An 11,605-nucleotide genomic window follows, 5' to 3' on the forward strand; every position below is an offset into this window, starting at 1 on the left:
CGCCCAAACACGCATCCTGCCCCCACCAGCGGCGGGAACGCCAATCCGGCACCCCCTGGGGTCACACGAAAAGCGCCGGAGCCCCGTAGTGGTGACGTTCCGTCGACTCCTTGATTTCCGTGCGGAGCCGGAAAGCCACCCTAAAGGCGGGTTTGCGGCATCGCGAATCGCGACGCGCCGTCAGCGCCCGCTCGCCGCCTTGGCCGCGTTGCGCACCGCGCCCGCGACGGCGCCGGCGACCTTGTCGTTGAAGACCGACGGGATGATGTAGTTCGGGTTCAGCTCGTCCTCGGTGACCACGTCGGCGAGGGCGGAGGCCGCCGCCAGCATCATCTCCGTGTTGACCGTACGGGAATGAGCGTCCAGCAGGCCGCGGAAGACACCCGGGAAGACCAGGACGTTGTTGATCTGGTTCGGGAAGTCCGAGCGGCCCGTGGCGACGACGGCGGCCGTCTGGCGCGCGGCGGCCGGGTCGACCTCCGGGTCGGGGTTCGCGAGAGCGAACACGATGGCACCCTCGGCCATGGCGGCGACGTCCTCCGCGCCCAGCAGGTTCGGGGCCGAGACGCCGATGAAGACGTCCGCGCCGACGACGGCCTGCTTGAGGGTGCCGGTGACGCCCTCGGGGTTGGTGTTGTCGGCGATCCAGCGCAGCGGCGAGTCGGCCGGGGCGTCCACGAGGTCCGCGCGGTCCGCGTGCACGACGCCCTGGATGTCGGCGACGACGGCGTGCTTGACGCCCGCCGCGATGAGCAGCTTCAGGATGGCCGTACCGGCGGCGCCGGCACCGGACATGACGACCCGTACGTCACCGATGCCCTTGCCCACCACGCGCAGGGCGTTGGTGAGGGCGGCGAGGACGACGATGGCCGTGCCGTGCTGGTCGTCGTGGAAGACGGGGATGTCGAGGGCCTCGCGCAGCCGGGCCTCGATCTCGAAGCAGCGGGGCGCGGAGATGTCCTCCAGGTTGATGCCCGCGAAGCCGGGGGCGATCGCCTTGACGATCGCGACGATCTCGTCGGTGTCCTGGGTGTCGAGGCAGATCGGCCAGGCGTCGATGCCGGCGAAGCGCTTGAAGAGGGCGGCCTTGCCCTCCATGACGGGCAGGGCGGCCATGGGCCCGATGTTGCCGAGGCCGAGGACGGCGGAGCCGTCGGTCACGACCGCGACGGAGTTGCGCTTGATCGTGAGGCGGCGGGCGTCCTCGGGGTTCTCGGCGATCGCCATGCACACGCGGGCGACGCCCGGGGTGTAGATCATGGAGAGGTCGTCACGGTTGCGGATGGGGTGCTTGGACGCCATCTCGATCTTGCCGCCGAGGTGCATCAGGAACGTACGGTCGGAGACCTTGCCGAGGACGACGCCCTCGATGGTGCGCAGCTGCTCCACGATCTCGTCGGCGTGCGCCGTGGAGGTGGCGGCGATGGTGACGTCGATCCGCAGCTTCTCGTGGCCGGAGGCGGTCACGTCGAGGCCGGTGACGGATCCGCCGTGGGACTCCACCGCCGTGGTGAGCTGGGAGACCGCGGTTCCGCTCGCGGGAACCTCCAGCCGGACCGTCATCGAGTACGAGACGCTGGGCGCCGTTGCCATGGCCGAGTTCCTCTGCTTTCCCTGAGCTTCATTGCTACGCCGCCCCGGCTGGTTGCCCTGGCGGCGCCCTCCGATGGTCGCACCTACCTGCGGGTAGCAGGTAATGCGGTCATTTTGTTTTCGGAAAGTAGTTTCCACCATACGAGAACCTCAGGGGAAACAGAAGAGGCCCCGGTCACCGGAGGTGACTGGGGCCTCAACTTTGTGTGTATGTCTAAATGGCACCGACCCGCCATGCTCGCCTCGCGGCAAGTGGTCCCTCAAAGGGACGAAGGTTGGGCCCGGGGGCTTGGATCGAGCCGGTGCCACGACAAGGCTAACAAACCACCCTGCTTGGTGATTCCAGCGCCACAGGTTGACCGGAAATCGGCCCCCGGGCCCACCTTCCGGCTCAGTCCCGCAGCAGGTCCGGCACCCCCGCCTCGTCCGGCATGTCCCCCGCCCCCGCGACCACGGTGAGCTGCTGCGTCGCACGCGTCAGCGCCACGTAGAGCACCCGCAGACCGGCCGGGGACTCGTCCGCGATCTCCGCGGGCGAGACGACCACCGTGGCGTCGTACTCCAGGCCCTTCGCCTCCAGGGAGCCGAGCGCCACCACCCGGTCGCCCAGCTCGGCGAGCCAGCGGGCGGCCTCCGCGCGCCGGTTCATGGCGACGACGACGCCGACCGTGCCCTCGACCCGCTCCAGGAGCAGCCGCGCCTCGGACCGTACGGTTTCGGCCAGATCAACCTTCCCCGAGGTCTCCTGAACCGGGACGAAACGGGGCTCGACGCCCGTCGAGCGGACCGCGCGCGGCGACTCCTTGCCCGGCATGGCGAGGGCGAGCACCTTGGCGGCGAGCTCGGCGATCTCGGCCGGGTTGCGGTAGTTCACGGTGAGCTCGAAGCGGCGCCGCGGCCGGTTGCCGAGGGCCTCGTCGCGGGCCTCCGCGGCTTCGTCCGGGTCCGACCAGGAGGACTGCGCCGGGTCGCCCACGACCGTCCAGGTGGCGTGCCGGCCGCGCCGCCCGACCATCCGCCACTGCATGGGCGTCAGGTCCTGCGCCTCGTCGACGATGACGTGCGCGTACTCGGTGCGCTCGGCGGCGAGCCGCTCGGCCCGCTCGCGCTGCGTCTCCTCCCGTACGGGCATGAGCTCCTCCAGGCCCGAGAGCTGGTCCAGCGGGTCGTACTCCCGCTTCTTGCGGGGCCGGGCCGGCGCGCCGAGCAGGGTGCCCAGCTCGTCGAGGAGGGCCACGTCGTGGACGGAGAGCTCCCGGCGGCGCAGCGATCGGGCGAGCCGCCGCACCTCGCCCGGGTTGAGGATCCGGCGGGCCCAGCGGCCGAGCCGCCGCTCGTCGGCCATCGCGTCGAGCACCCCGCGCGGGGTGAGCTCGGGCCACCAGGCGTCGAGGAAGCCGAGGAAGGAGTCCTCGGTGGAGACGTCCTCGTCGAAGGAGGAGCGCAGCTCGGCGGCGAGCTCGGGGTCGCTGTGCCGGCCGACCGCGCCGGACTTGGCGTACAGCGCGTCGAGGAGCAGCCGGCGGGCGCGCGGGCGCAGCAGGTTGACGGGGGCGGTGCCGCCGAGGACGTTGTGGCGGATGCGCCGGAGCTCGTCGGCCTCCAGCTCGATCCGGCGGCCGAAGGCGACGACCCGCAGCCGGGTGGGCGTCCCGGTGGGCTCGGCGGGCTCCTCGCCGAACTCCAGCTGGTCCCCGCCCGGCCGGCGGGGCGCCGGGGTCTCCAGGGCGCCGCGGGCCGCCTTCCGCAGCACGTGGAGCATGCGGGAGGAGCCCTTGACGCGGGCGACGGCCGGCTCGTCGTAGGCGGTGGCCTCGCAGCCGTCGACGAGGCTGCCGACGGCGCGGATCGCGACCTGGCCCTCCTCGCCGAGGGAGGGCAGGACGCCCTCGGTGTACGAGACGAGGAGCGGGGTCGGCGAGACGATGAGGATGCCGCCCGCGTACCGCCGCCGGTCCTGGTAGAGCAGGTAGGCCGCCCGGTGCAGGGCGACGGCGGTCTTGCCGGTGCCGGGGCCGCCCTCGACGTACGTGACGGAGGCGGCGGGCGCGCGGATGACGAGGTCCTGCTCCGCCTGGATGGAGGAGACGATGTCCCGCATGGTGTGGCTGCGGGCCTGGCCGAGGGCGGCCATCAGGGCGCCGTCGCCGATCACGGGCAGCTCGCACCCGCCGAGGGTGGCCCGCAGCTCGGGGCGCATCAGGTCGTCCTCGACGCCGAGGACCTTGCGGCCCTTGGAGCGGATGACGCGGCGGCGCACGACCCTGCCGGGGTCGACGGGGGTCGACCGGTAGAAGGGCGCGGCGGCGGGGGCGCGCCAGTCGATGACGAGCGGCGCGTAGTCGGAGTCGAGGACGCCGATACGGCCGATGTGGAGGGTCTCGCCGATGTCTGCGTACTGATGGGTGCCGTCGGTCCGTACGGCGTCCTCGGCGGGCTCCACGGAGGTGTACGCGCCGTCGGGTCCCTTCTTGCCGTCCTTCCCGTACAAGAGGTCGATCCGGCCGAAGAGGAAGTCCTCGAACTCGTTGTTGAGCCGGTTGAGGTGGATGCCTGCGCGGAACACCTGGGCGTCGCGCTCGGCGAGGGCGCCGGGCGTGCCGACCTGGCCCCGCTGGGCGGCGTCGTTCATCAGGAACTCCGCTTCGTGGATCTTCTCCTCCAGTCGGCGGTAGACCTGATCCAGATGTTCCTGCTCGACACCGATCTCACGGTCTCTGACCGTGTCCACGGCTTCCTGCGCGGCCACCTAAGGCCCCCTTCTGACGTGCACTGGGCAGCCGTCGAGCGTACGCCACCGGAAGGCGCCGTGTCAGGCGCGATCGATGTTCACGGGCCGGAGATCGGAAACCCGGCCGGCGGGTCGTCGTGCAGGAGCCGCTGGAAAAGGTGGTGGTCGCGCCATTCCCCGTCGATGTGGAGGTAGCGCGGCGCGGTGCCGATACGGACGAACCCGCTCTCGGCGAGGACCCGTTGGGATCCGCCGTGGTCGAGGACGGTCCCCGCCTCGATCCGGTGCAGCCCGAGCTCCTCGCGCGCGGCCCGGCAGACCTCCGCGACGAGCGCGGTGGCCAGGCCGCGCCCGGTGTGATCCTTGTCGACCCAGTAGCCGAGGGAGCCGCTGCGGAAGGGGCCGAGGACGATCCCGGAGAGGATCGCGCAGCCGACCACGGTCTCCCCGGCGACCGCGAACCACCGCACCCCGCCGTCCGTGAGCCGCTCGGCCTGCCCCTCGGCCGTGTAGTACCGCTCGGGGCGGTACGGCTCCCAGGGCTTCATGTGCGCCCGGTTCCGCAGCAGGGCCGCGGCGAGCGCGGGCGCCTCGGCGGGGTCGGCGGGGTCGGCGCGGCGGATCCGGAGTCCTTCGGAGATCATCCGCGTACGGTACAACCCGGCCCTGTCCGGCAGGACTTCTGTTCGGCAGGACCCCTGTTCGGGAGGACCCCTGTGCAGGAGACGCCCTGTGCAGGACACCCCGTACCGGACGCCCTGTGCAGGACGCCCCGTTGCAGGCCGCCGCGTGCAGGACACCCCGTGCAGGCCGCCTCTGCAGGGCACCCGCTAGCCGTCGTACTTGTCGTCCGCCGTCGGGTCCAGGGCCAGCCGGTAGCCGCGCTTGACCACGGTCTGGATCAGTTTCGGGGTGCCCAGCGCCGTCCGGAGGCGGGCCATCGCCGTCTCCACCGCGTGCTCGTCCCGGCCCGCGCCGGGCAGCGCCCGCAGCAGGTCGGCCCGGGAGACCACCCAGCCCGGGCGGCGGGCGAGCAGCCCCAGGAGGGCCATCCCGGCGGGCGGGACGGGGCGCAGGCCGCCGTCGACGAGGACCGCGTGCCCGCGGACCTCCACCCGGTGACCGGCGACCGGCAGGACCTGCGAGCGTGCCGGGAGCTCCGTACAGAGCAGCTGGACGAGCGGGCCCAGCCGGAACCGCTCGGGCTGGTACGTGTCGATGCCCTCCGCCTGGAGCGGGAGCGCCGTCACGGGTCCCACGCACACCGCGAGGACCCCGTGCCGCAGCGCGGCGACCAGCTCCGCCCGTACGCCCCTCTCCTCGGCCCGGGAGAACAGCGAGGCGGCGGCCGGGGCGCTGGTGAAGGTCACCGCGTCCAGCGTGCCCGCGAGGGTCGCGTCGAGGAGCCGGTCCAGGGGGCCGATGTCCTCGGGGGGCATCCAGCGGTAGACGGGGACGACGACGACCTCGGCGCCGCCGGCCGTGAGGGCCTCCACGAAGCCGGGCAGCGGCTCCCCGTGCAGCTGGAGCGCGATGCGCCGGCCGTCCACGCCTTCGGCGAGGAGGCGGTCGAGGACCTCGGCCATGGACTCCGAGGAGGGCGACCAGGTCTCGGTGAGTCCCGCGGCCCGTACGGCTCCCTTGACCTTCGGGCCCCGGGCGAGGAGTTCGACCTCCCGCAGGACGGCGAGGAGCTCCTCGCCGTACCCCCAGCCGTCGGCCGCCTCGACCCAGCCCCGGAAGCCGATCGCCGTGGTGGCGACGACGACGTCCGGGGCGTGGGCGATGAGTTCCTTGGTGGCGGCGAGGAGCTCGGTGTCGTCCGCGAGCGGCACGATCCGCAGAGCGGGGCCGTGGACGACAGCCGCGCCGCGTCGGCGCAGCAGCGCGATGAGTTCGTCCGCGCGCCGCGCCGCGGTGACACCGACCGTGAAGCCGGCGAGGGGGCCGTGTTCTTGCTCGTCCATGGGGCCAGAGCCTGACGGTGGTGCGTGACAGACTCGGTTCTCCCGTATTTCCTGGCCGTTACGGTCCGCGCCGGGCACGGTGGATCACACCTTCGCGTATCCGGGGCGGGACGCCTCGTCCGCGACACCGTCCGCGGCGCCTGCTTCGGCTCCCTCGGCGGTCTCGGGCACGGCCGTCGGCCGCCGAAGGTATACCGCCCAGGTGACGACCGTGCACGCCCCGTAGAAGGCGAGGAAGGCGACGAAGGCCCCGGTGCCCGTCCCGGCGGTCTGGAAGGACTGCCGGAAGGCGAGGTTGATACCGAGTCCGCCGAGCGCGCCCACGGCCCCGATGAGGCCCATGGCGGCCCCGGAGAGCCGTCGCCCGTAGGCCTCGGCCGCCTCCCCGGAGAAGCCCTTGCGGTGCCCCTGGGCGAGGAAGATCGCCGGGATCATCTTGTACGTGGAGCCGTTGCCCAGGCCGCTGAGGACGAAGAGGGCGATGAAGCCGACGAGGAAGACGGCGAGGGACTCGATCACGGAGGCGTAGATCACCACACTGGTCGCCGCGGCCATCGCGACGAACGTCCACACGGTGATGCGGGCGCCGCCGTGCCGGTCGGCGAGGGAGCCGCCGACGGGCCGGATGAGGGAGCCGAGGAGCGGGCCGATGAAGGTGAGCGAGGCGGCCTGGAGCGGGGTGCGTCCGAACTGGGTCTGGAGCACGAGCCCGAAGGCGAAGCTGTAGCCGATGAACGAGCCGAAGGTGCCGATGTACAGGAAGGCCATGATCCAGGTGTGGCGGGCCTTCACGGCCTCCTTCGCGGCGCCGGTGTCGTTCTTGACCGGGGCCAGGTTGTCCATGAAGAGCGCGGAGCACACGGCGGCGATGACGATCAGGGGGATGTAGACGCCGAGCACGATCCTGGGGTGCATGGCTCCGGCGGTGCCGATGACGAGCAGGCCGACGAGCTGGACCACGGGGACGCCGATGTTGCCGCCGCCCGCGTTGAGGCCGAGCGCCCAGCCCTTCTTCCGCAGCGGGAAGAAGGCGTTGATGTTGGTCATCGAGGAGGCGAAGTTGCCGCCGCCGACGCCCGTGAGCGCGGCCACCAGGACGAACGTCGTGTACGAGGTGCCCGGCTCCATCACCGCGAAGGCGAAGCCCGCGGGGAGCAGGAGCAGCAGGGCGCTGAAGACGGTCCAGTTGCGTCCGCCGAAGCGGGCCACGGCGAAGGTGTACGGGATCCGGATCAGCGCGCCGACGAAGGTGGCCGTCGCGATCAGGAAGAACTTGCCGGCCGGGTCCACGCCGTACTGCGGCCCCATGAAGAGCACCATGACCGACCACAGGCTCCAGATCGAGAAGCCGATGTGCTCGGAGAGCACGGAGAAGATCAGGTTCCGCCGCGCGATCCGCTCCCCCTTCTCACGCCAGAAGATCTCGTCCTCCGGTTCCCACCGTTCAATCCATCGGCCGCCCATATCGCACCTCCGCGGTGTCGGGTCCTGGGGCGTCCACAGCCCCGGTCCACCTGCCACAGACGCTAGGGAGGTCGCGTTTCAGCCCGGGGTGCCGCGACGTGACGGGAACGGAACCTTGGTCTCACCCGGCGCGCGCGACCCCTGTGAGCGCCCCCTTTTTTGGAGGCTCGGTTCGCCTCCGGGGCGCTCCAGCCGGGCTCACAGGGCCGACCGTGCTCGCCTCCCTCGTTCCTCGGGAGGCTCCGCGCGCTCGTCCCTGTTCCCCCGGCGCGCCCCTTCGGCTCACTCGCCGGTCCCGGGGGTGGCTGGTTCCCGGGGTATCCCCGGCGCGCCCCTTCGGCTCTCTCGCCGGGTTCTGGGGCGGGACGTGTACGGGTCTCGAAGCGCACCGCCCGGGACAGGCCCGGGCTCACTCGCCAGGCTCTACGGGGTGAACGTCCTCGGACTCGGGGTGGCGGGTTGTCCGGGTATCCCCGGCTCGCCCTCCGGCAGCCAGGAGCCGGTCGGGCGTTCCAGCCAGCCCTCCCGGGCTGCGATCTCCGCGGCGGCGGTCCGCAGGGCGTCCAGGCCCGGGTGGCGGAGCCCCTTGCGCCACACCAGGCTCACGGGTGACAGGGGTACGGGGTCGACGAGCGGGCGCAGCACGCTGCCCGGCATGGGCGGGAAGTCGATGGCGGCGAGGACCGGGTTGCGGTGCTTGGCCATGATCCGCCGGAACTCCTCGTGGCCGATCGCGAGCGGCGCGGGCGCGGCCACCTCGATCCCGCGCCCGGCGAAGAGCCGGACGGCGAGGTCGGTCCACTCGGGCGTCCGGTCGTTCCCCGCGCCCGCGTAGATCCGCTCCCCGGCGAGCCCGGCGAGCGGCACCTCGGGGAGGGCCGCGAGTTCGTGGTCCTCGGGAAGGATCACGGCCATCCGCTCGTACCGGACGAACTGGCTGCCGAGCCGCGCCCGGAGCCCGGGGGCGAGCCCTCCGTACCGGCCGAAGGAGGTGTCGAGCCGCCCGGCGAGGATCTCCCGCGCGGCGCCGGTGAGTCCGCTCTCGTAGCGGGCCATCAGCTCCTGCTCGGGGGCGAGCTCGCGGGCCCGCCGCAGGACGCGCTCATGGGCGAGCCCGGGGGTGTTGAGGTCGACGAGCAGGGGCCGGGACGCGGAGCGGAAGGCGTCGCCGAGCTCGTCGTGGGCGGCCAGCACCCGTCGTGCGTACGGGAGGAGCCGCTCTCCGTCGGGGGTGAGGGCGACCTGCCGGGTGGTCCGTACGAAGAGTTCGGCGCCCAGCTCCCGCTCCAGGCGCCGGATGTCACGGCTCAGGGCCTGCTGGGCGAGGTAGAGGCGGGCGGCGGCCCGGGTGAAGTGCAGCTCCTCGGCGACGGCGGTGAAGGCGCGCAGGAGGCGGGGGTCGATGTCGTGCGAGGGGCCCGAGAAGGTCACCGCCGCATTTAACAACACAGGTGCGTGAATGGCCACCGTTCAGGTGTTGGACCCACGGGGCCCGCGCCCGTGAACCTTGATCCATGCCGCAACCGGACCTCACCCTCACCCCGGCGGGCCCGGCCCTCGCCCCTCGCTATCGCGAACGGCCCGCCGCCCCGCACCGCAATCCCTACGTCCGTCTCTTCGCCATACCCGGCACCCGCGCCTTCACCGCCGGAAACCTGGTCGCCCGGCTGCCCACGGGCATGTTCGGCATCAGCGCCGTGATCATGATCGCGGCCGCCTACGACTCGTACGCCCTGGCCGGTTCCGTCACCGCCGCGGGGCTGGCCGCCGGAGCGCTGACCGTCCCCTGGATCGCCCGGCTCATCGACCGGTACGGTCAGGCGCGCATCGCGGTCCCGGCCGCGGCCTACGCGGTCCTGGGCCGTCTGGTCCTGCTCCTCTGCGTCCACGAGAAGGCCCCCGTCTGGACCCTCTTCGCCGTCACCGCCCTCACCGCCACCACCCCGAACACCGGCGGCATGTCCCGGGCCCGCTGGGCCCACCTCCTCCGGGGCGACCCGGACGCCCTGCACACCGCCAACGCCTTCGAGCAGGCCGTCGACGAACTCTGCTTCATGCTCGGCCCGGTCCTCACCGTGCTCCTCTGCTCGGCCCTCTTCCCCGAGGCGGGCACCCTCGTCGCCGCCACCCTCTACCTGGGCGGGATCCTGCTCTTCGCCGCCCAGCGGTCCACCGAGCCGCCGGTCGCCCCGCGCACCTCCACGGGCTCCCCGCTGCGCGCCCCCGGCATGGCGGCCCTCCTCTCGGTCTTCCTCGCCGGCGGGGCGATCTTCGGCGCCATGGAGGTGGTGGCCCTGGCGTTCGTGGACGGCCCCGCCGCCGGCCCCGTCCTCGCCCTCCAGGCCGCCGGCTCCTGCGCGGCGGGCCTCCTCTACGGCCGCGCCCGCCGCACCGCCGGCCTCCGCACCTGCCTGGCCGCGATGACCCTCCTGATGGCGATGCCCCTGCTCGCCGCCGCCACCGGTTCGCTGCTCGCCCTCGCCGCCGGGCTCCTCGTGGCGGGCATGGCGACGGCCCCGACGATGGTGACGGGCATGGGCCTGGTGCAGCGCCTGACCCCGGAGTCCCAGCTCAACGAGGGCATGACGCTCGCCGTGACCGCCCTGCTCGGCGGCATCGCGGCAGGCTCCGCCGTCGGCGGCTGGGCCGCCGATCACGCCCCCTTCCCCGCCTTCGGCTTCCTGATCCCGGTGGCCGCGGCGGCCCTGGCGCTCGCGCTGTGCGTGGCGACGGGGGTGGGCCGGTCGCCCCGTGTCCGGGCATGACAAAGGCCCGGCAGTCATGACGACTGCCGGGCCTTCGCCCACATGGGATGAGTGGAGATGGCGGGAATCGAACCCGCGTCCACCGGTGCAGAAACAGGGCTTCTCCGTGCGCAGTCCGCTACGAGTTTCTCAGCCCCGGAGATCACGCGGACAAGTCTCCGACGGGCTCAGTCACTGTTTGATTTCCCTCTAACCCCCGTGACCGGGGCTAGAGGTTTAGATCCCTAAATGACGCCAGGATCCGGGTCGGGACCACCCCCGGGCTGACGCTCCTCACAGAGGCTTCTGTTCGTTACCTAAAATTAGGCAGCGAGGGCGAAGCGGGAGTTATCGCTCTTGGAGTTGGCGATTATTGGTTGCGACATATGGTTTACGAGATCATTGCCGCTTCCTCGACACGCTTCCCCTGTTTCGACAATCCGCTGTCGAAACCGATCATCCCCATGTTGTTTTTTCAAAGGTCGCACCCTCTGTGGGGTGCAAGGCCCATCGTACGTGACCGACGGGGGCTGTCGCCAGCGTATTACCCGCGACCGCGCCGCTACACCGACTGGGCGGCCCGCTGCTTGCGCTTGGCCGCCGCGATGGCCCGGTTCGTCTCGCGCGTGTCCTGCTTCTCCCGCAGGGTCTGACGCTTGTCGTACTCCTTCTTGCCCTTGGCGAGCGCGATCTCGACCTTGACCCGGCCGCCCAGGAAGTACAGAGCGAGGGGCACGATCGTGTGACCCGTCTCCTGGGCCTTCGACTCCAGCTTGTCGATCTGCTCGCGGTGCAGCAGCAGCTTGCGCTTCCGCTTCGCCGAGTGGTTGGTCCAGCTCCCCTGCATGTACTCGGGGACGTGGATGTTGTGCAGCCACGCCTCATGGTCGTCGATCTGGACGAAGCCGTCGACGAGCGACGCCCGGCCCATCCGCAGCGACTTCACCTCGGTGCCCATCAGCACCACACCGCACTCGTACGTGTCGATGATGTGGTAGTCGTGGCGCGCCTTCTTGTTCTGCGCGATCAGCTTGCGCTCGGGCGCCTTGTCCTGGTTCTTCTTCGCAGGCTTGCCCTGCACGTTCACGAGTCCCTTTGCCATAGTG

8 protein-coding genes and 1 other RNA gene are annotated in these 11,605 nt (G+C 71.8%); 1 reads left to right on the forward strand and 8 read right to left on the reverse strand.

The features are described 5' to 3' along the window. Positions 1-180 precede the first annotated feature (180 nt). From OG361_RS15305 to OG361_RS15330, 6 genes are all read right to left on the reverse strand, one after another. Positions 181-1,593: an NAD-dependent malic enzyme gene (locus tag OG361_RS15305; protein ID WP_405853891.1), complete on the reverse strand. Its 1,413-nt coding sequence runs from the start codon at positions 1,591-1,593 to the stop codon at positions 181-183. 391 nt (positions 1,594-1,984) lie between these two features. Beyond that, entirely contained in the window at positions 1,985-4,342 is a 2,358-nt protein-coding gene (locus OG361_RS15310) for a HelD family protein (protein WP_405853893.1), read from the reverse strand. Between the two features lie 80 nt (positions 4,343-4,422). Further along, entirely contained in the window at positions 4,423-4,968 is a 546-nt protein-coding gene (locus OG361_RS15315) for a GNAT family N-acetyltransferase (RefSeq protein WP_405853895.1), read from the reverse strand. Between the two features lie 186 nt (positions 4,969-5,154). Next, a complete protein-coding gene (locus tag OG361_RS15320) occupies positions 5,155-6,291 on the reverse strand; it encodes a uroporphyrinogen-III synthase (protein ID WP_405853897.1) in 1,137 nt (378 codons plus the stop codon). Positions 6,292-6,375: 84 nt separating this feature from the next. Further along, the gene (locus tag OG361_RS15325) at positions 6,376-7,755 is read right to left on the reverse strand and encodes a nitrate/nitrite transporter (RefSeq protein WP_405853899.1); all 1,380 of its coding nucleotides are present in this window, start codon (positions 7,753-7,755) and stop codon (positions 6,376-6,378) included. Positions 7,756-8,178: 423 nt separating this feature from the next. Continuing rightward, on the reverse strand, positions 8,179-9,186 hold the full coding sequence (locus OG361_RS15330; RefSeq protein WP_405853901.1) for a LysR family transcriptional regulator: 1,008 nt from the start codon (positions 9,184-9,186) through the stop codon (positions 8,179-8,181). Positions 9,187-9,269: 83 nt separating this feature from the next. Here OG361_RS15330 and OG361_RS15335 point away from each other — a divergent pair, with 83 nt between their 5' ends. Further along, positions 9,270-10,520, forward strand: coding sequence for an MFS transporter (locus OG361_RS15335; RefSeq protein ID WP_405853903.1), 1,251 nt, complete (start codon positions 9,270-9,272; stop codon positions 10,518-10,520). Between the two features lie 49 nt (positions 10,521-10,569). Here OG361_RS15335 and ssrA read toward each other — a convergent pair. Continuing rightward, positions 10,570-10,963, reverse strand: a transfer-messenger RNA (tmRNA) gene (gene ssrA, locus OG361_RS15340). A gap of 98 nt (positions 10,964-11,061) precedes the next feature. Then, complete coding sequence (gene smpB / locus OG361_RS15345; RefSeq protein ID WP_384563982.1) at positions 11,062-11,601, reverse strand: SsrA-binding protein SmpB; 540 nt, start codon at positions 11,599-11,601, stop codon at positions 11,062-11,064. Positions 11,602-11,605 lie beyond the last annotated feature (4 nt).

The organism is Streptomyces sp. NBC_00090 (assembly GCF_045160815.1).
Lineage (GTDB): Bacteria > Actinomycetota > Actinomycetes > Streptomycetales > Streptomycetaceae > Streptomyces.

Bases quoted from the DNA above. Each gene is read 5' to 3' on its own strand.
- OG361_RS15320 (WP_405853897.1), bottom strand. From the start codon at position 6,291: ATGGACGAGCAAGAACACGGCCCCCTCGCCGGCTTCACGGTCGGTGTC.
- OG361_RS15315 (WP_405853895.1), bottom strand. From the start codon at position 4,968: ATGATCTCCGAAGGACTCCGGATCCGCCGCGCCGACCCCGCCGACCCC.
- OG361_RS15305 (WP_405853891.1), bottom strand. From the start codon at position 1,593: ATGGCAACGGCGCCCAGCGTCTCGTACTCGATGACGGTCCGGCTGGAG.
- smpB (WP_384563982.1), bottom strand. From the start codon at position 11,601: ATGGCAAAGGGACTCGTGAACGTGCAGGGCAAGCCTGCGAAGAAGAAC.
- OG361_RS15325 (WP_405853899.1), bottom strand. From the start codon at position 7,755: ATGGGCGGCCGATGGATTGAACGGTGGGAACCGGAGGACGAGATCTTC.
- OG361_RS15335 (WP_405853903.1), top strand. From the start codon at position 9,270: ATGCCGCAACCGGACCTCACCCTCACCCCGGCGGGCCCGGCCCTCGCC.